Source organism: Candidatus Tisiphia endosymbiont of Nemotelus uliginosus (assembly GCF_964264835.1).
Taxonomy (GTDB): Bacteria; Pseudomonadota; Alphaproteobacteria; order Rickettsiales; family Rickettsiaceae; genus Tisiphia.
Genome location: NZ_OZ183485.1, coordinates 337215 through 361573 on the forward strand (window position 1 = coordinate 337215; position 24359 = coordinate 361573).

The 24359-nt window shown below is 33.0% G+C and carries 21 protein-coding genes, 1 tRNA gene and 1 pseudogene; 12 read left to right on the forward strand and 11 right to left on the reverse strand.

Translation table 11 applies throughout. The annotated features are described in order from the left end of the window. Positions 1-315 precede the first annotated feature (315 nt). Positions 316-392 (reverse strand) — tRNA-Val (locus tag ACFELV_RS01495). 626 nt (positions 393-1018) lie between these two features. Between ACFELV_RS01495 and cmk the strand changes: the two genes are divergently transcribed. From cmk to murA, 3 genes are all read left to right on the forward strand, one after another. Next, complete coding sequence (cmk, locus tag ACFELV_RS01500) at positions 1019-1669, forward strand: (d)CMP kinase (protein ID WP_375327485.1); 651 nt, start codon at positions 1019-1021, stop codon at positions 1667-1669. An 84-nt stretch (positions 1670-1753) separates the two neighbouring features. Next, positions 1754-3487 (forward strand): 30S ribosomal protein S1, encoded by a 1734-nt coding sequence (locus ACFELV_RS01505; RefSeq protein WP_375326451.1) that lies wholly within the window; start codon positions 1754-1756, stop codon positions 3485-3487. A 375-nt stretch (positions 3488-3862) separates the two neighbouring features. Beyond that, positions 3863-5137, forward strand: coding sequence for a UDP-N-acetylglucosamine 1-carboxyvinyltransferase (murA, locus tag ACFELV_RS01510; RefSeq protein WP_375326452.1), 1275 nt, complete (start codon positions 3863-3865; stop codon positions 5135-5137). Between the two features lie 5 nt (positions 5138-5142). Here murA and nuoF read toward each other — a convergent pair whose 3' ends face one another. Genes nuoF through ACFELV_RS01530 form a run of 4 tightly spaced genes read right to left on the reverse strand, consistent with a single transcriptional unit; the run spans position 5143 to position 8481 of the window. Continuing rightward, positions 5143-6432: an NADH-quinone oxidoreductase subunit NuoF gene (gene nuoF / locus ACFELV_RS01515; RefSeq protein ID WP_375326453.1), complete on the reverse strand. Its 1290-nt coding sequence runs from the start codon at positions 6430-6432 to the stop codon at positions 5143-5145. A 54-nt stretch (positions 6433-6486) separates the two neighbouring features. Then, the gene (locus tag ACFELV_RS01520; protein ID WP_375326454.1) at positions 6487-7014 is read right to left on the reverse strand and encodes a TIGR02281 family clan AA aspartic protease; all 528 of its coding nucleotides are present in this window, start codon (positions 7012-7014) and stop codon (positions 6487-6489) included. Continuing rightward, entirely contained in the window at positions 7011-7733 is a 723-nt protein-coding gene (locus ACFELV_RS01525) for an amino acid ABC transporter ATP-binding protein (RefSeq protein ID WP_375326455.1), read from the reverse strand. Before ACFELV_RS01525 ends, ACFELV_RS01520 begins: the two co-directional genes overlap by 4 nt. Before the next feature lies 1 nt (position 7734). Beyond that, a complete protein-coding gene (locus ACFELV_RS01530) occupies positions 7735-8481 on the reverse strand; it encodes an MBL fold metallo-hydrolase (protein ID WP_375326456.1) in 747 nt (248 codons plus the stop codon). A 29-nt stretch (positions 8482-8510) separates the two neighbouring features. On the opposite strand from ACFELV_RS01530, the gene ACFELV_RS01535 reads away from it, so the two are divergent. Continuing rightward, positions 8511-9167: a phosphatase PAP2 family protein gene (locus ACFELV_RS01535; RefSeq protein ID WP_375326457.1), complete on the forward strand. Its 657-nt coding sequence runs from the start codon at positions 8511-8513 to the stop codon at positions 9165-9167. A gap of 18 nt (positions 9168-9185) precedes the next feature. On the opposite strand, the gene ACFELV_RS01540 is transcribed toward ACFELV_RS01535, so the two are convergent. Next, positions 9186-9965, reverse strand: coding sequence for a 3-hydroxybutyrate dehydrogenase (locus ACFELV_RS01540; RefSeq protein ID WP_375326458.1), 780 nt, complete (start codon positions 9963-9965; stop codon positions 9186-9188). A 242-nt stretch (positions 9966-10207) separates the two neighbouring features. Between ACFELV_RS01540 and ACFELV_RS01545 the strand changes: the two genes are divergently transcribed. Together ACFELV_RS01545 and ACFELV_RS01550 are read left to right on the forward strand one after the other, a co-directional pair. Next, positions 10208-10327 carry a zinc-finger domain-containing protein gene (locus tag ACFELV_RS01545; protein WP_375327486.1) on the forward strand — a complete coding sequence of 40 codons (120 nt, stop codon included), beginning with the start codon at positions 10208-10210 and terminating at the stop codon, positions 10325-10327. Positions 10328-10458: 131 nt separating this feature from the next. Then, positions 10459-12327 carry a tetratricopeptide repeat protein gene (locus ACFELV_RS01550; RefSeq protein WP_375326459.1) on the forward strand — a complete coding sequence of 623 codons (1869 nt, stop codon included), beginning with the start codon at positions 10459-10461 and terminating at the stop codon, positions 12325-12327. On the opposite strand, the gene ACFELV_RS01555 is transcribed toward ACFELV_RS01550, so the two are convergent. From ACFELV_RS01555 to ACFELV_RS01570, 4 genes are all read right to left on the reverse strand, one after another. After that, positions 12286-13365 (reverse strand): IS4 family transposase, encoded by a 1080-nt coding sequence (locus tag ACFELV_RS01555; protein ID WP_375326208.1) that lies wholly within the window; start codon positions 13363-13365, stop codon positions 12286-12288. The genes ACFELV_RS01550 and ACFELV_RS01555 overlap by 42 nt on opposite strands. A gap of 116 nt (positions 13366-13481) precedes the next feature. Next, entirely contained in the window at positions 13482-14543 is a 1062-nt protein-coding gene (locus ACFELV_RS01560; RefSeq protein ID WP_375326460.1) for a tetratricopeptide repeat protein, read from the reverse strand. 37 nt (positions 14544-14580) lie between these two features. Continuing rightward, positions 14581-15351, reverse strand: coding sequence for a hypothetical protein (locus tag ACFELV_RS01565; RefSeq protein WP_375326461.1), 771 nt, complete (start codon positions 15349-15351; stop codon positions 14581-14583). Positions 15352-15676: 325 nt separating this feature from the next. Continuing rightward, positions 15677-16453, reverse strand: a complete 777-nt coding sequence (locus ACFELV_RS01570) for a uroporphyrinogen-III synthase (RefSeq protein WP_375326462.1) — start codon at positions 16451-16453, stop codon at positions 15677-15679. Between the two features lie 258 nt (positions 16454-16711). On the opposite strand from ACFELV_RS01570, the gene ACFELV_RS01575 reads away from it, so the two are divergent. Next, entirely contained in the window at positions 16712-17881 is a 1170-nt protein-coding gene (locus ACFELV_RS01575) for an FAD-dependent oxidoreductase (protein ID WP_375326463.1), read from the forward strand. A gap of 57 nt (positions 17882-17938) precedes the next feature. Here ACFELV_RS01575 and ACFELV_RS01580 read toward each other — a convergent pair. Continuing rightward, positions 17939-18274, reverse strand: a pseudogene (locus ACFELV_RS01580) (dihydrolipoyl dehydrogenase); the annotation flags it as partial. Positions 18275-18329: 55 nt separating this feature from the next. On the opposite strand from ACFELV_RS01580, the gene ACFELV_RS01585 reads away from it, so the two are divergent. From ACFELV_RS01585 to ACFELV_RS01605, 5 genes are all read left to right on the forward strand, one after another. Beyond that, positions 18330-19409, forward strand: a complete 1080-nt coding sequence (locus tag ACFELV_RS01585; RefSeq protein ID WP_375326208.1) for an IS4 family transposase — start codon at positions 18330-18332, stop codon at positions 19407-19409. A gap of 12 nt (positions 19410-19421) precedes the next feature. Further along, the gene (locus ACFELV_RS01590) at positions 19422-20786 is read left to right on the forward strand and encodes an ankyrin repeat domain-containing protein (protein WP_375326464.1); all 1365 of its coding nucleotides are present in this window, start codon (positions 19422-19424) and stop codon (positions 20784-20786) included. A 440-nt stretch (positions 20787-21226) separates the two neighbouring features. After that, complete coding sequence (locus ACFELV_RS01595; protein ID WP_375326465.1) at positions 21227-21481, forward strand: type II toxin-antitoxin system Phd/YefM family antitoxin; 255 nt, start codon at positions 21227-21229, stop codon at positions 21479-21481. Next, positions 21478-21732, forward strand: a complete 255-nt coding sequence (locus ACFELV_RS01600; RefSeq protein ID WP_375326466.1) for a Txe/YoeB family addiction module toxin — start codon at positions 21478-21480, stop codon at positions 21730-21732. Before ACFELV_RS01595 ends, ACFELV_RS01600 begins: the two co-directional genes overlap by 4 nt. Before the next feature lie 741 nt (positions 21733-22473). After that, positions 22474-24066: a hypothetical protein gene (locus tag ACFELV_RS01605; RefSeq protein ID WP_375326467.1), complete on the forward strand. Its 1593-nt coding sequence runs from the start codon at positions 22474-22476 to the stop codon at positions 24064-24066. Positions 24067-24359: the final 293 nt, after the last annotated feature.

Genomic DNA, 24359 nt, shown 5'->3' on the forward strand with positions numbered 1-24359 from the left:
CTACTCGAGATGGTAATTTGCACGTCGAATCTAGGCTAAAATCCTCACCTACACTTACGTACGCTGCGGTTTAACGCGAAGAGTTGACTGCAAATTCCCTACCAGAAGCGAGCTCTAAAAAAAGTCTATTTTATGCCACCTTACCCTTTGATGAAAATGAACAAATAAGATTGTATAACCCTGCCTGCTGAACATCAGATCCAGTAAGGGTTTTCGAGCAATTATAGCTACTATTTTTTAAACTATTAGCAGCATATACGCAGCATATAAAATTTTGAGTAAGAGCAGTATGGTTCCAAAAGGCTGATAGGTGATTGGTGGGCAGTAGTGGGCTCGAACCACCGACCTTTACGATGTCAACGTAATGCTCTAACCAGCTGAGCTAACTGCCCTTAATGAATATACACTATAAGAATCTATAGAATTAAGGTATTATACTTAAGATATTATACTTAAAATTTATCGCCGAAAAAACCACACTTTAAGGTATAAGTATTTTCATTAATTGCACAGACCCTATAATTGTGTTAACAAAACTTTTTAGTAGACTTTTTGAGCAGATTTTTACCGAAAATATAGGTGAATTTTGTAAGTCAATAGCCTACCTATTTCAAAAAATTTGCCTATATTTGCAGGAAAAACATACCAAAAAAGGACCTAAAAAATTTTGTCAACACAACCTAATATATAATAACAAAAAATTCAAGTTCTATTTGCACTATTTTCCATATTCTGTTATGCTCCTCCACAAAATTTATATAATGTGCTGAAATGACTTGTATCATGGTCTTTAAGCTAGAACAGTGAATGAGCGAAACCAGTATATGAATGTGAAAGCATGCAATATGGGGCTTATGCTCATCTGATCTCAAGAATTGGCTTTTATTTTGACAGTAGGAGTGCGCAAGTAACATATTAATACATTGTGCATAGCTAAGCCCTTAATCAAATGACAAAACAATGCTTGAAAGCAATTGAGTATACCAAAAAACAAGTTTTTAAAGTATCAAGTGTACCCATGGCTCTCAAATCTAAAGCTTTTAATATCAATAATAATTTTGTAGTAAGCCTAGATGGACCAGCAGCTGCTGGCAAAAGCACAATTGGCCGTTTACTGGCCGATAAGTTGCAATTAACTTACTTTCAATCTAGTAGGGTATATCGAAGTTTAGCTTTAAGTTGTATAAATAATAAGATTGATCCTAATGATAAAGACACAATAATTAAATTATCTCAAACTCTCAGGATGGTAGAAAGTACAGAACTGAACGCAGAAAATATCGGTATTGTCGCCTCACAAGTTGCCTCTATATCAGAAGTAAGAAATAATTTAGGAAAATATTTAGTGGAATTGATCAACACAACTCCCAGAATCATTATGGAAGGGAGAGATATTGGGACAATCATTGCCCCGTCAGCGGATTTAAAGATTTTTATTGATGCGGATATTAAAATGCGAGCCGAGAGAAGGTATCAAGAATTATATCAAAATAATACTCAATATATGTTAAGTGATATTCTATCGCAGTTAGAAATGAGAGATAAAATGGACAAAGAACGTAATACTGCCCCTTTAATGATTCCTAAAGGTGCTTTAGAAATTGATACCTCTTATTTAATTCCTACTGAGGTAGTAGATAAAATAATAGAATTTATTTCCGTTAACTAGGTTCAGTGCCCTAGTTTTAGTTCAGTTTACGTTTAACCTTTAGAATTTTATACTAGATTGCACAGGCTAGTATTAGAGAACAATATGCAAATAAAATTTAAGAAAAAATTCGTCTCCCAACTTGCTGAAATAAATATTCAGCCTAATGAACAGTTTGAAGAAATGTTGGATATCATAAGCACCAGTCACGTCAAAGAAGGTACTGTAGTTAAAGGTCAAGTAGTAGGAGTAACTAAAAGTATTATTATCATTGATGTAGGGCTCAAAAATGAAGGTAGAGTGCCTATAGAAGAATTTGGTTTAGCTCATAATCAACCTTTACCTGAGATGGGGGATATAGTTGATGTATATATCGAAAAACTCGAAGGACGTAACGGAAAAACTACCCTCAGCCGAGAAAAAGCGATCCGAGAAGAAGCATGGGGGCATTTAGAAACTGCATGTGCACAAGGTCAATTTGTTGATGGGGTAATATTTGGTCGGGTTAAAGGAGGTTTTACTGTTGATTTATCTGGAGTTGTAGCGTTTCTGCCAGGTAGCCAAGTAGATGTCAGGCCTATAAAAGATATTTCTTCACTAATGGGAATTAAACAACCCTTTCAAATTTTAAAAATGGATAAAAAACTTGGTAACATAGTAGTCTCGAGGAGGGCTATTCTCGAAGAATCAAGATCTGAAGCACGCGAAGAAATGTTATCAAAAATTAAGAAAGGAGTACTATTAGAGGGGGTAGTTAAAAATCTTACGAATTATGGGGCATTTATTGATTTAGGGAATGTTGATGCGCTACTGCATGTGACAGATATTTCGTGGAGTAGAATTAATCATCCCTCAGAAGTATTATCGATAGGTCAAAAAGTGAAAGTAATCGTTATCGATTATCATGAAGAAACTAAGAAGATTTCTCTTGGCATGAAGCAGCTGGATCATAATCCATGGCAAAGCATCAAAGAAGAGTTTCCAGTTGGAAAAACTATGATTGGGAAAGTGACAAATATTGCTGATTACGGAGTATTTATCGAATTAAAAGACGGTATAGAAGGCCTGGTGCATTCAAGCGAAATTAATTGGGTGAAAACCAATCAACATCCTAAGAAAATGCTTACTATAGGGCAAGAAGTTCAATTTAAAATTCTAGAAGTTGATACTAACAAACATAGAATCTCTTTGAGTATAAAACAATGTCAAGAAAACCCGTTAGTTGAGTTTGCTCGTAAACATCCGGTTGGTAGTATAATTAAAGAGGCGCCGATCAGAAATATTACTGATTTTGCAATATTTGTCGCTCTTGATGATAATATTGATGGGATGATCCATGAAAGTGACATTAGTTGGGAAGGTAACGGGGCTGAGTTATTAAAAACATATAAAAAGAATGATTTAATAGATTGTAAAGTATTATCAATAGATATTGAAAAAGAACGTATCGGACTTGGTATCAAGCAATTAACTGAAGATAGTGGATCCGAAGAATTTGAAAATTATAAAAAAAATATGATTATCAGCTGTTCAGTAATTGCTCTTAAAGATGACGGGATTGAAGTAGCTTTGGATAATCAATTAGTAGGCTTTATTAGAAAAGCTGATCTTTCAAGCGAAAGAGATGAGCAAACAGTAGAAAAATTTACCATTGGTGATAAAGTAGAAGCAAAAATTATTACTATAGATAAGGTCTTACGTAAAATTACTTTATCGATAAAAGCTATTGAACTAGAAGAACGGAAAAAAGCTATTAAAGAATATGGTTCTACTGATAGTGGAACTAGCCTTGGAGATATTTTAGGGGCAGCTCTTGATAAGAATCAGCACCAAAAATAAATTATTGGGGATATACTGATTTGCTTTCAAGAATTGTGTTGTCATTTTATCAATGATTTAGCGGCGCTCACGTATTAGTATGTTACTTTCGCACCGCGCCTACCGCTGGTAAATAAAATCCAATTCTTGAAGTTTCTAGAGTAATATATAGTCTTCATTCTTTAGCTAGTGTTACTTGAATTTAAAGGTGAGGTTGCGAAAGCAGTATAAAAAATATGTGAACCCAACAAAAATCCTGCAAAATTAAGCGTCACCAGCTAAATATCGCAGGCTATCTCTTGGCGAATAGAACTGCCGGGATATATCATTAACCTTGAAGGTTAAGAAATAATTATCCTTATGATAAATAAGGCAGTTAATAATTAGAAATTTTATATGGACAGCCTAATAATTCAAGGTGGCATTCCTCTAAAAGGGAATATTCATGTTAGTGGTGCTAAAAATTCAGCATTGCCAATTATGGCCGCCTCTTTACTGACCAGTAAACTCAGCTTAAATAATATTCCAAATCTTACAGATATTACTACTATGAAAACTTTGCTTAACGCAATGGGTAGTATTATCACTATCACGCACCACCAACACCACTTAAGTATGGAAATTGATAGTAGTAAAGTGAATAACTTTACTGCTCCTTATGATATTGTATGTAAGATGCGAGCTTCGATTTGGGTCCTGGGTCCGTTATTATCGAGGTTTTCTGAAGCAAAGGTGTCCTTACCAGGAGGATGTGCTATAGGAGCTAGGCAAGTTGACCTACATATAGAGGTGCTGCAAGCTATGGGAGCAGAAATTCATGTAGATCATGGTTATATTAATGCTAAAGTTAAAGGTAGATTAAAAGGCATAAATTTTACCTTTAATAAAATATCAGTTGGTGCGACTATTAATGCTATAATGGCAGCTACTTTAGCTAGTGGAGAAACTACTTTATTTAATTGTGCTCGGGAGCCAGAAATAGTTGATTTATGTTACTGTTTGAGAAAAATGGGATCTGAGATTTATGGAATCGGTAGTAGTAAAATTAAAATTATTGGTAAAAGTCATTTAAACAATGCTTGTTACTTAATTATGCCCGATCGTATTGAAGCCGGTACCTATATGATAGCAGCAGCAATTACTAAAGGTGATTTAAATATTTATGGCATCGAATACAAAATAGTAAAAAATCTAGTAGTGAAACTTCTGAAAGCAGGTATACAAGTATTACCTATTGATCATGGGCTCAAAATTACTTACGTAGGGAAAATAAACCCAGTCAATATTCAAACTAATCCTTATCCAGGTTTTGCTACTGATTTACAAGCCCAATTCATGAGCTTAATGACTTTATGTGACGGCTGCGCTACAATTACAGAAAATATTTTTGAAAACCGTTTTATGCACGTTCCTGAATTATGTAGAATGGGAGCCCATATCACTATTAAAGGAAATAAGGCAAAAATATCTGGGGTAGAAACTTTAGTAGGAGCAGAAGTGATGGCCAGCGATCTTAGAGCCTCAGTGTCTCTAGTGTTAGCCGGGCTCATAGCTCAAGATCACACTATAATCCATAAAATATACCACTTAGATCGGGGATATCATGCCTTAGAACAAAAATTAATCAATTGTGGAGCAGAGATAAAGCGCGTCCGAAAACATATCTTATAGTCAGGTCAGCTATAGCCTGCGGTGAGTATACTCATATTATACTTCCCAATCCTGTCTTCAATCTCATGGCGAAAATGACGAATTAAACCTTGAATAGGCCAAGCTGCAGCATCCCCTAGAGCACAAATAGTACGCCCTTCTATCATTTTGGTAGTGTCTAATAATTGATCTATTTCTTCCATTTTTGCCTGTCCTTTTACTAGTTTCATCATAATGCGCCACATCCAGCCGGTACCTTCCCTGCAAGGAGTACATTGCCCACAAGATTCATGCATATAAAACTTGCTAAGGCGGGCAATCGCATAAATAATATCAGTAGAATTATCCATAACAATTATGCCGCCTGTCCCCAAGCCTGATCCTAAAGCTTTCAAGCTATCAAAATCCATGCTTGCTTCTTCGCACAATAATTTTGGAAGTAACGGTACGGAAGACCCACCTGGGATAATTGCTTTAAGGTTATCCCATCCTCCACGTACGCCGCCAGCATATTTCTCAATTAATTCCTTCAAAGGTATGCCTAAGGCTTCTTCCACATTACATGGTTTATTGACATGTCCTGAGATACAAAAAATCTTAGTGCCAGTATTATTTGATTTGCCAAGTGAGGCAAACCACCCACTGCCACGTCGCAGTATAGTTGGAATCACTGCAATTGATTCAACATTATTAATCGTAGTAGGACAGCCATATAAACCAAAACTAGCAGGAAAGGGGGGTTTTAGCCTTGGAAACCCTTTATTCCCTTCTAAACTTTCAAGTAATGCGGTTTCTTCGCCACAAATATAGGCACCCGCTCCTCGGTGCAAATAAATATCAAGCTGATAGCCCGTACCACAGACATTAGGTCCAATAAAACCAGCTGCATACGCTTCATCTATCGCCCTTTGTACATTTGATGATTCATTATAAAATTCGCCACGAATATATATATAGCAAGTATGGGCATTAATAGCAAAACTTGCAAGTACGCACCCTTCTATCAGCTTATGCGGTTCATATCTTAAAATATCGCGATCTTTACAGGTGCCAGGCTCTGATTCATCGGCATTAACTACTAAATAACTAGGTTTAGGATGATTTTTAGGCATGAATGACCATTTAGTACCAGTAGGAAATCCAGCCCCGCCTCTTCCTCTTAGGCCAGATTGTTTTACTTCTTCAATTATCCATTCTCTACCTTTATTAATAAGTTCCTTAGTATTCTCCCAATCTCCACGTTGCTTACTACTAATTATATCACATTTTTCTTGGCCACTAAGATTAGCAAAAACTTTATCACTATTTTTTAACATAAATTATCACTGTAAATAATAAGATGGTTGATTTAAAATTGTTATCCACAGAGCCTAATAGCTTAAAATTAGCGTATCTCTCTCTATCCTAAAACTTTTAAAACGGTCTAACACAGACATACCTAATAACGAGATATCCAGGCCTCCTGTACCAACATGCGCTCCTACCTTTCTAAAATTGCTCTCTCCTAATTGGAGATTATCTAATTCAACATAAGCAGCTTTGCTTAATCCATTAGCGGTAGAATAAGTTTTGGTAAACTTCAGCTCTGAGAAGTTAAAATTCAGTTTTTTTGCATCCTGTATTGTCAGGGCTAAATCACTGGCTCCGGTATCAATCATAAATTTAATTTTTACTCCGTTAACGAAGCCATCAACATAAAAATGCCCATCACCGCTACGGTTAATTACTATTTCGCCTTGTTTATTAACCCAGCTATATGATGGGACTAATACTGCCACTACTCTTTGAGATATATAATTTAACTCAAATCTAAAGGCATAACCAGTAATTATTACTAAAAACACTCCTAACCAAGCCAATAATTGAGTAGAAAATAAAATTATATTTTTATTGTTCACATTAAGTCCCCTACGTTTTCCAAGAATAATCTGGCTCTATGAGCTTCAGGCTTATCAAAAAATTTACTACTATCTTGGTCTACTAGTACTTGGCCTTGATCCATAAAAATTATCCTATCTGCTATCATTTTAGCAAATTTAATATGATGAGTAACTATAATCATAATTACTTGCAGCTTCAATAAGGTAATAATTTCGATAATATCTTTAATATTTTCAGGATCTAACGCCGAAGTAGGCTCATCAAACAACATTACTTCTGGGTCCATCATTAAGGCGCGGCAAATTGCTACTCTTTGTTTTTCCCCACCTGATAAGTTGGAAGGGAAGGCAGTAATTTTGTGCTTTAAGTTAAATTGTGCAAGTAATTGTTCAGCCTTTATCAGTGCTGCCTTTGGTTTTACCTTTAACACATTTACTGGCGCGTATATTAAATTATCTTGGACATTGAAATGAGGGAAAAGATTGAAAGATTGAAACACCATGCCGATTTTAAGGCAAAGTTTTCTTTTATTTTTTTGAGTTAATTTTTTATTATCAATAAAAATATGTCCCCTTGTTGGTATTTCTAAACCATTGATCATACGTAACAAAGTTGATTTACCACTACCAGAGGAACCTATGATCGCTATAGTTTCTTTCGTATTAAAGGCTAGATTTATTTCTTTAAGAGCATAAGTTTTATTATAGCACTTAGAAACCTGATCAATTTTTATCATATTACACCACTAATCTATAACCATCATATAATGGCTTAATATTGGGGGGTAATATTTTGATTATTTCATGATAATCAATGAAATGGTTCATATTAGTTAATAATATTTGTTGCGGCTTAAATTGCTCATTCCATCGTAAGATTTTATCTAAACCTGCATGATGATCATTAGACTTATAAGATATGCAATCTAGTATCCACACTTTAATATCTTGTAAAAAATCATTAGATTCTACTGGAAAATCTGAGACATCACTAGAATAAACAAAATCTCCTATCCTTATTCCTAAACTATCTATAGAGCCGTGATTTTGCCTAAAAAATTGTACTTCTATAGTGTTAATAGTACATTTTGTAAAAAAATCTATAGGTTTTGCTATTAATTTTTCAGGAGCGAATAAATACTGATTACGTGCCTCAGTTCTGCTGATAGTCGCGTGATCCGAGAATACTGCTAAGGGTTTGTTTTGAATAAAAGGGAATACCCTTAAATTATCAATGCCGCTCACATGATCAGCATGATCATGTGTTAAGATAGCGGCATCTATTTTTTTTATTTTTTCTCTTATTAATTGGTCTTTAATATCAAATCCAAAATCAATAAGAATTTGACTATTATCATCATCAATATATATTGATGATCTAGTTCTTTTATTATAGTTTGATTGAGAAGTACAAATGTTACATTCACAACCAATTACAGGAACGCCAAGTGACGCACCACACCCTAGAACGGTGACTTTTAGCATGATATTTCTTTACTTAAACAAAGTTAAAAATGTTTGAATTTGTATATCACTTCCTAGGTCTTAATCAAGAACTTTTTTTATATCTTAATAAAGTAACAAATCATTTTAACATAATAGCCTATATTCTTCAAATCATCTCTGATTGTTTTAATATTAGTAATTTTGCTGTGGCCTATTTTATATGTTGTATATATTTCTGTATTACCTTAAACAAGATTCAAGATTTTGAACAATTCTATATAAAATTCTGGCCTATATATAATAAATTATTTCTTTTGGGAATAATTTATACCATATTTGGTTTAACTTATGCTATATTAAAGTTTTCAGTTAATATGCCTAGGCCATTTTGTTCCCTACCAGCCTACAGTTTTACCACTATTGCCGATGTAAGCTTAGCAAGATGTTTATCCAGCTTCCCTAGCAGTCATGTGGGCCTTGCACTGGTGGTGGCATATAGTATTTGGACAAATATAACAATTACTCAAAAACTTTTCACTTTCTTAGTAGTGCTGTTAGTTGCCCTCTCTCGTATAGCATTAGCTATGCATTATCCAGCAGATATTATTTATAGTTTTGTGATCACTATCCTTATTATAATAATTAGCAAAGTAGTATTTAGAATTTTTTCTAACAATTTAATAAAATGGATTGGGCAGATTATTGTAAAAAAATTATATAGATAATTTAAGGCGCGTTATCACTTACTGCGCAGTCCAACCTCCGTCAATCGATAGTGGAGCACCAGTTATTGAACTTGCTTGCTCATCACAGAGGAAAATCACCATTTTAGCTATTTCCTCTATCTCAACAAATTTTTTTGTTGCTTGCGATTTAAGGATTACCTCTCTCATTACTGCTTCTTCACTCATATTCTTCAGTTTAGCCGTATCAGCTATCTGGTTTATTACTAATGGAGTCTTAACATAGCCAGGGCAAATAGCATTCACCGTGATATTGTGTTCTGCTACTTCCAAAGCAACGGTGCGGGTTAATCCTAATAGGCCATGTTTTGCAGTAACGTAAGCTGATTTGTAAGGGGAGGCGACCAGGGCATGGGCCGAAGCGATATTGATAATGCGCCCCCAACCATTTTGTTTCATAATGGGTATGGCATATTTTATAGTATAAAAAGACGATATTAGGTTAACTCTGATAATTTCTTCCCATTTTTCTTCAGGGAAATCTTCAATTAAGGAAACAAATTGAATCCCCGCATTATTCACTAGAATATCTAACTTACCAAACTTATTAAGAATTGCTGTAAACATTTGGGATATTTCAAGAGGCTTAGATAAATTAGTCGCTTGATAGAAAATATCGCTAGCTCCAAGATTTATTAGTTCGGTTGATATTTTATCTAAGATTTCCTTCTTCTCTAATCCATGAAGAATAATTTTTGCCTTTAAGATTGCAAAATGTTTAGCGATTTCTAGACCTATGCCGCTTGTTGACCCAGTGATAACTACTACTTTATCTATCATACAATCGTTCCTAATTTTTATTTTGAATAAATGCAAGTTATGTTTATAATAACCTAAAGCCTGTGTAAGTATAATTTATTCATATAGAATAGACTTCCTGCACTAGTTTATCTAGTTGGTGATTTTATTGTCAAAACATGGCCTTCCGCTTTAGTTTATAATAAGATAATACTAAAAAAAATTTATGTAACTTTAAATTTATGATAAAGACGGAAATTATTAAGACTAAGTTTCTATCTGTGATGTGTTTGGGCAACGAATCTCCTTTTGATCATCCAAAAATTTATTTAGAAATCGATCCTAACAACCACTCTATTGTGTGCCCGTATTGCAGTAAGATTTTTGTATTAAGTTCTGAATAATCAGCCTATAAGAGTTAGTAATATGCAGTAAATGCATAATTAGAATTTATATTACACCCTGTCTTAGCCTAATCAATTAAATCTATAGTGTTCTGTAGTTTAAGGGTGTAGATAAAGAGAGATTATCCTTAATGACAAAAATTTTATACACCTTAATAATAACATTAATATTATTAACATATGGTCAGGTTTTGGCGGTACCAAAAATTACTAATTTGATTATGCCAGTTAGTTATTTTGTAAACCGGGAAAAACAGTTAAGAGAAATTAAGGATTATTTGAGTCAAGATAGAAAAGTGAGTATTATTAGTACTAGTGGTATAGGAAAAACTCAACTTGCTAGGGTATACGCTTATAAAAATAACGAAAATTATGATATAACTTGGTTTTTTGATGGTAATATAGGAATAAATGAAGAGTTTGTTAAATTAGCGAAGCAACTTAATCAAATGTTAAATACTAATATAACTGAAGAAATAGAGTACGCCTTTCGAGAAGTAATAGACTATTTATCTCATAAAAAAAGATGGTTATTAATATTTGATAATCTAAAAATTGGGAATAACAACAGAGTAAAAGAAATAGTTGATTGGCAACATAAGGGCCATATTATATTTTGTTCTCAGGATAGTGAAAATTTACCAAATATCTTAGAAATCTTCCTACTGGATAGAGTAAACACTACTAATTTAGCCAAGAATTTATTAGTGAGTGCAAATGATAAGGATATAGAATTTTTAATAAAAGCTTTTAATGGCTACCCAATATTGATAGTACAGGGGGCGCAGTTATTGAATAAAATTAAAGGTTTAAATAAAGAAGAATATAAAAAAAAGATATATCAATCAGCAGATAAAATAGCGGTAAATATCAATAGTGCTATTAAAGAGCTAAAACCTAGTGCAGTGAGTTTACTGAGTAAAGTAGCCTTAATAAATAATCAGGGCTTTTCGTATGAAATGCTGCGTGCTATTACCCCAAATGAAGATACGATAAATGAGGATATTGTCCAATTATCTAAATTTTTGTTAATTAGTTGCACTGACTCGGGATCGGAGAATCCAATTTTTGAAATGCATGATATAATTGCTGATAAAATACGAAAAATAAATGGTAATAAAAATAAGGGTTATTTAGAGGAGATAATAGTTAAGTTAGTTAGCGTCATTCCTAACGATATTATCAAGGCTCATCACTTTAGAAATTCTAAAACTATCCACAATAATTTTGAAATAATTGTAAAAAATGCAGAAAAATATAATATCAGTATATATAAATTGATGGAGCTAAATTTACAATTAATATTGCAATACCTTAATGCCTTCGATTTCTATAATGGTGAAAAATTAGTTAGTTGGTTTAATATGAATGATAAACAAGGAAAATTTAAACTATGGTTAATGAGTAATAATGAAAAAGCTATCTATGCACGTTATTTAGGTGCTATAGGATGGTATTATATGAACATGTGTGAACGGGTTGTTTCCCTTGAATATTATACAAGAGATAGAGATATATTGAATAATATCACAGGTTATGAAGCTTTTAAATATCATGTATTTTCTGGGTTAGCTAACATTAATACTATATTAGGGGATTTTCAAAAAGCAGAAGAAAATATTCAAATAATGGAAAAAATGTATAGTAGCCAATTGGTAGCTAGTGTAAATAGAATGTTTTTATATGCGCTTAAGGCACCTCTATTTTATCTACAAGGAAAGTATGTGGAAGCTTTAGAGCAAGTGGATCAAGCTATAAAAATATTGATTGATAATGGAACAGATAGTAAAGATTCATTATTTATAAATCGCTACCTACTTAGAGCTGAAATATTAAATGCTATTGGTAGATACCAAGAAGCATATAAACAGGTTAAACACGTATATAAGATGTATCAGGTTACAGAACAAAAGGTAACTCATAAAATATTGGCTGATATTTATCATAGTACCCCACACTTATTGTTGAAGTTGAAAGGCATGCATAATGTGTTTTCGTAGTAATGAAAACAACATAGCAGGGGTATCACTTAACGAGTTATAAAAATAATCTTTTATCCAATCAAATCCGTAAGTAAATAATGAGTATAATTTACGACCATGTTTTTTGATCTTTATAGGATAAATTTTGTTCTTAATGTCACCAGCAAGCACGCAAATAGCTAAGGATAAAGATACTATTGCAAATAGTTTTTCCAGCTTTTTTTGATCTGTAATGTGGGTATCTTCAATATTAAATCCAGATGACTTGAGAGACAGAAAAGGTCGCTCAATGCTCCACCTCTGCTTATATGCTAGCAAAGCACATTCACCAATAAGCACATTACTAGCAATAAATAGTTGCTCTCTTTCTAATTGCAAACAAGTTATTTTAATTGCCATACCATTGTAAATTTTGCTTTCTATAGTTTTAGTGTCACCCATTTGCATATCGGCAAAACATTTATTCAACTTCATCTTGCCACCGTTGAAATGCTTGACCTTCTCACTTTTTCTTAGCCTGATAGCAAAAGGTAATTTTTGGATTCCACCCATATATTGCAACCATTCCTCACCAACAAATTCCCGATCGGCAAGGATAAGCTCTATCATTTCCTTAGGTATAATTGTTAAAATTTGCTCAATCAATTTCTTTCTTTCATTAGTAGAAGAGTTGCCTTTTTTATCAAGTAACAACCATGCTATAGGAATTGAAATATTACCATAAACGATAGTTGCAACAAAAAAATTCAAATTTTTAATACCAAATTGCCAGCTGGTTCTATCTATGGCAAGGCTAATTTTACCTGTTAGACAGAGCAATTTAACAATAATTTTCCCTAAACTTATAAAGCACATATTTTGTTCTAAAAGCAAACGCTCAACTTTAACAATCTTGGCATGCAAATTGCCTTTAGAAGCGACATACAGTGCTAATTCTTTGATTCTCACAGTTTTAGCTTTTACTACTGCACAAATTAATTCTGCAAATGTTTTAATTCGTGCTGGGTGCCAATCTAAAAATATGTATAATATTTGGTATAGTGATTGAGAGTCCATTAATACCTCCTGTTGCTTGTTTCTCAGCGGAGATTAGTGACTCTCAGTCACTTATTCAATTTATTATTTTAACCCTCCTGTAAAATCTGTGGGGTACTATGAACAAATCTATTATGCTAACCTTTTTTCTGGTTGACTTCTAGGGTAGTTGGTAAAGTTTTAGGCATACCAGGTATCAAGTCAGGGGTAGATTGAAAATATTGTACCTGATCAGGCACGTTTAAAAAAGCTGCTATGGTTCGAAATAAACCTATATGATGTTCCGGGCTAACTAAAGTAGCTAGATCTTCATAAATCTTTGCAGGGGGGAGGGAAGTAAATTGCTGATATAATGCTGCAATCTCCAAGGTCGGATTTGCTGTAAATGCATTTTCAAGGATTTTAATATCAAGATTTTGCTTAATAGAATAATTTACAGTACAATAAAGACTTAATGCTTCGTAATGAGAGGGCACCAGTTGTAAAGCTATTTCTAAATAATATATGGCTTTTTTAGTATCGTCACTTGCTAGCATATCCTTTGCGGCAACCGTATAATAATTAGCTAATTTATTTTTTAGCGGTCCGAATTTGTTGGGATTAATTCTATTAAATTTACTGATAATGAAGGTAAGCTTTTCCCATTCAAAAAGCTTAAAATAGCAATCAATCAACATTTCTAGAGTATCTGTATCATACTCATTTAAATAAAAAGAGCGAATTGCATAGTTTTCAGCTTCTTTATACATCTTCTTTTGATAAAAAATTTGCCCCAATCTTTTAGTAGCAAAAGCTGTAGTGAGTTTAAACTGTTCTAATTCTTGAAAATACTTTATTTGTTGATGCTGATCTTCAGAAGTTTCCGCTAGCAGTAAAGTATAGAAAATTTGATTATCACTTTTGATCGGCGCTTTTATTCGTTTAATAGCATTTTGAGTAGCGGCTTTATCACCCATAATCAATGTTCCTAGAGCTTTTATGAGCTGGCCATTAATATTGTGAACTTGACGTGCTAGGAATAGTCTTTTGATATAGAATGGTAGGTCTAGGAGTAAAAATGTTATCTTAAGTCCAATGAAACCAATGATTGCTGATAATATATATATAATAATAAAAGTAAAAAAAGTACTTTCTATGTGATAGTCATAGAGGGTGATCGTTAATACAGAATCAAGTTGACTTAATAGAGTAAAACTCAAATATAATAATAGAAATATAATGCAAATTATTAACAACCTAATCATTGCTTTGCTCTATAAAATTTTGTTGGAATGTTTGGGAATAAAAGAAATTAATTATAAAATCTAGCTGTGACGTTATTTTCTGTTTTAAAATTTCTTGCTCCTGAGTAGAGATATGTTTTTTTTCTACCTTAATAAATTTTTCTAGCCAGGAAGGAGAAGAAGGAAAAATTTTTTCTGTTTTGGCGCTATTATTAAATAAGTAATTTTTATGATAATTTACTAAATCTGCTAGAACATTTTTTATGTCTTGAGGTAATGCCACCTCTGCGATTTTATCTATTTGTGCAGTATAATGTTTACCCTGTAAAAAGTTTGCTATTAAAAGATTTATATTAAGTAAATAATTACGGTAGTTATTTTGCACGATAGGAGATGGGTATGCTATATTCTTTTGAGGTAAGTTATTAGCAGGTTTGTCTGATAAATCAGAGGAGGGTAGCAGTTCAGATAGCGGGGCATTATTTTGAGATTCATTAAAATTGTCTACTGCTCCTAACGAAGTAGAGCTGACTTCTTTTAAGTTGTTATTGCCTAATATTGTATTAGTATAACTTGTGGCTAGTAGAGATACAGGATCACTGGGCACAATATTTTTATAAGCTATTTCGTTTGTAGCACTAGCTTTTTGGCGGTTTTTAAATAAATCTAGCTGATAAAAAGCCATATAGCTTATAGATAGCACAAATACCATAATAAGAATTATGGTGAAAATAATGGGATGGCTGCTCTGCACTTTTAATCCTTTATTCTCGATCTTTTCCATATATTCCTCTTAGCTATAAAAGATATTCAGTGGTTTTGGTCTAATGCCATTTCCGAAAACTAATCATCACGTCGTCGTACTTCATGATCTCCGCTCCTCACGTACTAGTATATGTACGCTCCGGTCCTCGACACTCGTACTCCTAGTGCTAATTTAGTTCCCGGAAATGGTTTAAGTTGTGTGAACATTGCTATCTAATGGTCGATTTTGTTGGTATTTTCGTTCTCGACTCCTCACATACACCCTAGGGTGCTGCAGTGTTGCGAGTGACAATGGCTATAAATCTACTCATTCCCTAGAAATGTTTACAAAACCTAATTCCATTCTACAATAAGTTTCTTATCTTTGAGGCAGCCGCAGTAGAGATTAACAATTTTAACATTTCCTCGGGTTTACCTTCTTTACAAGAAACCACATTTTTTGTAAAAAATCTAATAATAGATGCAACTTTTTCACTAATAGTGAGAACTTGAGTAGAAAAAAATAATTTTAATAAATTATTTGCTCTTAGTAAGGTAATGAGAGTTTTAGCACTGTTCTGTGAATATAATAAAATATAATCCACTCCTTTTTTAATTTCTTCTAGGTGCTGCAGAGTATTAGCATATTGGACTTCATAAATAATTTGTCTTTTAATGGGGCTGGGTAACTCTTGAGTGATTTCATTAGATGATAAATAGATACTATGGTTATAAAGCTGGGGGGGGATGTTGTATATCAGCTCTTGGATATTTTTAGCAATATAGTGCACCGTAAAATTATGTTGTCTCAGAATGATATTGGAAGAATCGCCCACTACCCAAATATTTTTTGTAATATTGGGTTGCAGTTGTAAGTTTGGATAATTATTAAACCAGGAAACAAAAAGTTTAGTTGCTACTTTGCTGGTAATAATTACGTTATTATAATTATGTAAAATAGTAGGGTCAAAATCTAGAGCATGATATTTTACTAAGGGAGAACAAATATATTTAAATTGTTTTTCCGATATACCATTTTTCCTGACAATACTTGCATTAGGGTAAGCAAAATTATTATTTTCTAGTGTTTGAATAATGTCATAATTGTCTTCTGTGCTTCTAGTTAATAATACAGATTTCATAGTTTTATATCAAAACGTTTAGATAGAGGAAAAGTTTGATACAAGGGGCAATTATCCTTATATCAAACTAGTTTATTAAAATAAAGCAAAATATATACTCTGTAGTTTGTCCTAATTTGTTCACAGAGATTAACTGTTTTACTGGTAAAATTCTACTAAAAAATTTTATTAACAGAATCTAAGTTGAGATAGACATTGAATAAAAGAAGATATAGCATACTGTTTAATAAAGTTTAACAAATAGGATATATCATGAATATGTTAAGCAAGTTTAGAAAGTTTTTTATATTCTTCTTGTTGTGGATCCCTCCGGTCATTTTAGCTAATGAAATAGAAGTCAGAAAAATTACTCCTCCAAATTTAGGGAGTAAGTATTTAGGGAAGAAAATACTTTGTCATCGTCCTGTTAGGCATGGGGCCCCTAAGATGGCCATAGAGCAAAAATATGGGAAGATAATAGCTCATAATTATGGCCATGGTGGTAGCGGTTGGACTTTGGGGCCTGGTTCTGCCGAATATGTTAATAATTTATTAATAAAATATAAAGACAATTTACAATCTTCATTTAGGTTAACTAAAAATACCCCAATAACAATTATTGGAGCAGGAGCTTTAGGGCTATTTACCGCTTATGATTTACAGAAACAAGGCTTTAATAATCTAACAATTATTGCGGCGCAATTTGAACACTTGGCTTCTCATAATGCTGGAGGGTTGCTGGCACCAGTATCTATGGATAATGACCCAGCAATACAACAAACCATTGATCAGATAGGAGTGGATGCTTATAAGTTTTATGCTGCTATTGCTAAAAAAGTGCATCCAGATTTTAGTGAAGGAGCTATTATTGTTCCAACATATTTTGAGAATCGAGAAGATTCAGGATTGGAACCTTATGTTGGTAAAGTAATGCAACCAGCAAAAGATGTGATACTTGATTTCGGTAATGGTACTACTAGGAACATGGTAGTATATGATGATGGTATTTTTATAGATACTGCTCGTATGATGTCAGATCTTACCAATTACTTAAAAAAGAAAAAAATTAAGTTTATCAAAAAAGAAATTAAATCATTTACTGAAATAAAAGGGCCAGTAATCATTAATTGTACTGGCCTTGGTTCAGCCGCACTTAATGAAGATACAGAGATGGTGTCAATACAAGGACATTTGATTATGCTGAAGAATCAAGTGCCTAAAGATTTGCAATATATGATTTTGATTTATTTGAAGGATGGTGTTACTGAATCTGGGCAAAAAATAAAACGTTCATTCTATATTTTCCCTAAACATTTAACTAATACTCAGGCAACCGATATAGGGGTATTAGGAGGTACTTTTATTGAAGGGGCAAGTAAAGCTACCCCTAATAATAAGGAATTTGATATTTTACTACAAGGCGCTAAAGATTTTTATGGCATTAAATAGTTCTAGAGCCAATTCGATATAAGAATTAATAATTCTTATATCGAATTGAGGTTCATCTTAAATATTAATAGTTCTTTTCTCAATAGCTAAGGCCGCTTCTTTGATAGCTTCACTTAAAGTAGGGTGAGCATGGCATGTTCTAGCAATATCCTCTGCAGCAGCACCAAACTCCATAAACGCGACTATTTCGGCAATGAGTGTCCCAGCATCGGGGCCAATAATATGTGCTCCAAGTATTTGATCAGTAATACTATCTGCCAATATTTTTACCATTCCCTCAGCAGTGCCTGTAGTCCTTGCTCGACTATTAGCTATAAATGGAAATTTACCAACTTTATATTCTCGCTCATAGTACCCCACAGATTTTACAGGAGGGTTAAAATAATAAATTGAATAAGTGACTGAGAGTCACTAATCTCCGCTGAGAAACAAGCAACAGGAGGTATTAATGGACTCTCAATCACTATACCAAATATTATACATATTTTTAGATTGGCACCCAGCACGAATTAAAACATTTGCAGAATTAATTTGTGCAGTAGTAAAAGCTAAAACTGTGAGAATCAAAGAATTAGCACTGTATGTCGCTTCTAAAGGCAATTTGCATGCCAAGATTGTTAAAGTTGAGCGTTTGCTTTTAGAACAAAATATGTGCTTTATAAGTTTAGGGAAAATTATTGTTAAATTGCTCTGTCTAACAGGTAAAATTAGCCTTGCCATAGATAGAACCAGCTGGCAATTTGGTATTAAAAATTTGAATTTTTTTGTTGCAACTATCGTTTATGGTAATATTTCAATTCCTATAGCATGGTTGTTACTTGATAAAAAAGGCAACTCTTCTACTAATGAAAGAAAGAAATTGATTGAGCAAATTTTAACAATTATACCTAAGGAAATGATAGAGCTTATCCTTGCCGATCGGGAATTTGTTGGTGAGGAATGGTTGCAATATATGGGTGGAATCCAAAAATTACCTTTTGCTATCAGGCTAAGAAAAAGTGAGAAGGTCAAGCATTTCAACGGTGGCAAGATGAAGTTGAATAAATGTTTTGCCGATATGCAAATGGGTGACACTAAAACTATAGAAAGCAAAATTTACAATGGTATGGCAATTAAAATAACTTGTTTGCAATTAGAAAGAGAGCAACTATTTATTGCTAGTAATGTGCTTATTGGTGAATGTGCTTTGCTAGCATATAAGCAGAGGTGGAGCATTGAGCGACCTTTTCTGTCTCTCAAGTCATCTGGATTTAATATTGAAGATACCCACATTACAGATCAAAAAAAGCTGGAAAAACTATTTGCAATAGTATCTTTATCCTTAGCTATTTGCGTGCTTGCTGGTGACATTAAGAACAAAATTTATCCTATAAAGATCAAAAAACATGGTCGTAAATTATACTCATTATTTACTTACGGATTTGATTGGATAAAAGATTATTTTTATAACTCGTTAAGTGATACCCCTGCTATGTTGTTTTCATTACTACGAAAACACATTATGCATGCCTTTCAACTTCAACAATAAGTGTGGGGTACTATGAGTAAAGATAAGGCATTTGACTTAGAGATAATGGTGCCAATAATGAATAAATACGCTATAGATAAAGAGGGTAATACTATATTACATTTTGCAGCCCAGGAAGAAATGGTTAATTTATTAGAAAGTTTCTCACTGTATTTCTTCCATCAGCCAGATAGTAAGAATTTTGCTGGTTCTACTCCTTTACATTTGGCAGCAGCTAGAGGGAATGTCAATGCAATAAGTATATTACATAAGAAAGGAGCTCATCTAGATGCCCCAGATCACCAAGGGCACACCCCTTTACATTCGGCAGTATTGAAAGGACAGATTAAGGCTCTGGAAACCTTGCTTAAACTTAAACCTGATTTAATAGATATTCCCAATCAGAAAGGTATTACTGCTTTAATGGTTGCGACACATCACAAAGATATTGAAGCAGTGAAAACCCTTGCTAAACTTACTTCTAATATAGATTCTCCTACTCCCGACGGCTTTACTACTTGCATGATGGCAACCTTACAGGGAGATGATAAAATGTTACAAATATTAATAAAAGAGCTGGGTGCTAATATAAATGCTTCAACTAATCACGGCCTTAATGCTTTACAGATTGCGCAATCAAAAGGCAATACTAATATAGTAAAAACTCTACGAGCCCTTGGGGCTAAGGCAAACGATACCAAACAAGACAATATTACTGTGGCCACCATTCCAAAAAATCAAGATTCTAATCAACCTATACCAAAAGCAGCCCAACCTATCTCAGAATCCGCTCAAATAAATGTTAAATCCCAAGTAAGGTCTCCTACTAATTCAGATATTAATCAGGAAATATATAGAGCAGCTATGCGCGGCAATGTTAATCAATTACAAGGTTTACTTACAAAGGAGGGTATTGATCCTAATGCTAAATTCAACCAAACAAACAATAACGCTTTGCATGTTGCTAGAAAGAAAACTAATGTAATAGATCAGTTAATTGCATTTGGTTTTCCTTTAAATGCTCAAAATAGTCAAGAGCAAACTACTCTAGCAGTGATAATACGAAACCAGGATGAGCAGAGAGTATTGCCAAATATAATGAAACGAGTAGAGCAAGCGCCAGCTGACAAACAACCTTCAATACTCCTGGAAACAATAGAAGCAGTGAAACAAACACAATATCCTGATTACAACTCTGACGAATACCATGTTGTACAGCAGATACTAAATACCCTTAGCAAAGAGTTGACACAGAGATTACCAAGTGTAAACCAATCACGTAAGAGGAGTGCTACGGACAATTTACCAATTAGTCCTAATAATCAATCGTTTATCCCATCTCCTACTCCTCCTGTGGTTACTTCTCCTAAAAAACTAAAACGAGGAAATAATATTTGAACTAAACCTTTAAGCTTAATCTTACGTAATTGACTATTGACAGATTCTACACTATTAGCTGTATAAATTAACCTTAAGGCTGAATCCCTTGATCTAAAAGGGTGTCAAAGTTGCACCAACTCATCATTATAGAATCAACTCCTTCTCTGTAAACAGCATAAATAAAGCTCTAGAAGCTCTTACACTCTCACCCCCCTGGCAAATAAAATCCAACTCTTGAAATCCATTGAGTAGACATGTATATTTCTGGTGCCCCCTGTAACCTTTATTTTTGCTTCTGTAGTACTAGTTATCTATTAAACCACTAGCCCATTGGTTATAACGATTATAATGCAATAGATCGTGATTTTGGGACGCTATTTGCTGAATAAAAAAATATTGCGTACTTATTTAAGTACAATTATAATGATATTATTTAGCAGCCACAAAAGTAACGATATATGAATACCCTAAATTATTCTTCTCTCCGAAATAACCTAGCTCAAGTTTTGGATAAGGTTAACGATGATCATACTCCAGTAATTATCACAAGACAAAACGGTAAAGCTGCGGTGATTATTTCATTAGAGGATTTTAAATCTTACGAAGAAACTTTTTATTTAATGAAAAGCCCAAAAAATGCATTACGCCTACAAGAAGCTATTAACCAAGTAGAGTCTGATAAAATAGTTAAACATAATTTAATAGAAAAATGATAATATCCTGGGCAGGGAAAGCATGGGAAGATTATTTATATTGGCAAGCTATCGATAAGAAAACTCTGCAACGTATTAATCTATTGATTAAAAATATATCTAGATATCCTTATACTGGAATAGGAGACCCTGAGCCTTTAAAACATAATTGGGCCGGATATTGGTCACGTAGGATTGATAGAGAACATCGCCTCGTGTATAAATATGATAATGAAACGATAACTATAGTACAATGTAGGTATCATTACTAATCTAAAGGTATAATAAAAAAATGGATCATTTAAACTAACCGTCTATAGTATAATTGTGAATATTATAATAGGCTGCAGAAAACGGTTGCTCTTATAGCTTTAGTGCTTAAAATGAGCGTAATAGCTAATGCTAAAATGCAGGAGTATTCTCTAATAATATATTGAAATTCAAATTTGAACTTAAAAATATTTAAATTTTTATTCTAGGCTCTGTGAACCTTTCTATTTAAAGTTATATTTCTGATTATTTGTTAGCGAAAATTAACAGGATTTTTGCAGGAATATTGGCCATATTTCAAAAAAATCCTGTTAATTTACAGCAAGAAAGAAGCGAAATTAAATTAAGTAGAAAAGTTCACAGAGCCTAATATAGTTGATCAAAATTTTGGCTTGTATACCTAGATAATTTTTATGCATAACTTCTTTATTATCTTATTAAATAGAACATTATATTCTCCCAACGCTACAGATTTGGTACACGCATGTACTTCTGACATATACTTTAACATGAAGTATTACATCAGACCGTTGGTTGATTATAATACCAAACTATATTCTTTTATAGACGATTATTGTTCTGTGACAACCTATTCGGAGGTGACGTCAGGTATATTGCCTCAAGTTATCATATATCCATCAAGCAACAAGAATACAACAGATGTGATTAAGTTTTATAATAATACATATAGTGAATATGAAATATTCACTCCTGAGACACACACACTATGTACGATTAATACAATGGGTACAGATACTTGGGGATTAGCTCGTCTTGGGACACTATACAGAATGATTTGTAATTATCAATCTTCTTCAGCAAAAGAGAATTGTGTTAGTATTCATAACCCAGGTACAATATACAATATTGATGTTACTTTAAATACTATGTATAAAGCTTTCTGTATAAAGGATCATAACATTAAAATATTAGGCTTTAACATATCAGAAACGACAGCATTACTTCAAAATCGGAATAGAGTACTTGAAGAACAAAATATATTCCTTAGAAACGAAAATAGAGATTTAAGGCTTGAACTAGAGCAAGTAAGAAAGGAGAAAGATATTCTTAGCAATAAGGTACTCAACTTAGAATTTGATATAAAGTTATTGACAAATAAGATTGACTTCTTCACAACAAGTCTTACTACTGCTCAAAATCATGAAAAAGAATTACAAGTAAAACTAGATAGCACTACTTATCAACTCCAGAGAGCGAATCACTCTATACATGTCGTATCACTTGCGGTCAAAAAACTACGAAACAGCGATGTTTCAAATGATGACACTATATTTTTTGAGGCACAAAAAGAAAACTATACAAATCATCTAAACTCTTATGTACAAGACAAGAAGTTAACAGATAAGTCGCTCGGAGATACGCACCAAAATATAGAAACATATGAACAAGAAATAAATAGTTTGCGACGCCAACTACAAGACAAGAACATAGAGTTGGATAATACCTATGAACTTCTAAATATTACCCTATCTCATATAGATCAAATTTATAATAATGTAATGGTCTTAAATCATCAGATACAAGATATTGCAAAACATGGTATATCGAAACGTAACATTAATAATCAATATAATGAAGCACAGGATGATTATGCAGTATCTAAACAAATTATGGGCGCTTCTTATGAAGCAAGAGTTGCTGATTCTGAACGGAAAGTTGAAGAAATACTCACAATTTTTGCATCAATTGAAAAGGAAAATAATATATTAAAAGCTCGAATACCTCAAAACGAAGGAAAAGAGATAGAAGTTTTACAAAGTTACAACCTAACTGAAAGTAATCTTAAAACATCTGATATAACTACAACTGGCCAAGAAGTTAAAAATAATGCAATAATAAATAAAGTGGTAGATTATAATTCTGGTGTGAAAGATGATTTCGTTAAAAGCACGAAAGGTAATTATGATAATAAATCACTTTATGTGCTACCAGATGATTACACTGGTAATGTAAACTCTACGAATAAATTAATTGGTAACACTGAAGTTAACCCATACTATATTACGATAGGGGGCATAGCTTTGAGTGGTGTAGCCTTATACCTTACTAATAAATATTGTTTCGCGATTACTAAGTGGCCAATTATGGCTTATAAATATATTGCTAGAATTTGCAGAATATTTGATACAAAGGTTAACGATAATGGCATGCCATTACCCAAGGCTGTAGAACATGAGGAAGATGATACTAATGACTCATTTAATGACAATTGTAATATACCAAAACTGTTATATTTAACACCTAACCCTAATACTCCCAACTATATAAATGTGATGAAAGCAGAAAATATATATGAAGAAGTGCATATTGTTTAAGTTACTTTTTTACTCATAGCATAAGTTTTGAAGAAAATGATTGCTCGTATAGTGTTAATGCGTAAAATTAGCGTAATAGCTAATGCAAGAATACGGAAGCATTTTATAACAAAATGTTTAAATTAAAATTTAAGTATAGAAATATTTAAATTTTTATTCTAATATAGTTGATCTCAAACTTTGTATGAGTTACGATAAGATACAGTAAGATAATGCTGTAAAGGAATAACTTAAACAATTGGTACTTTTTCAACACTCCGTCTAAAACTTCTATACGAACTCAAAGATGGTGT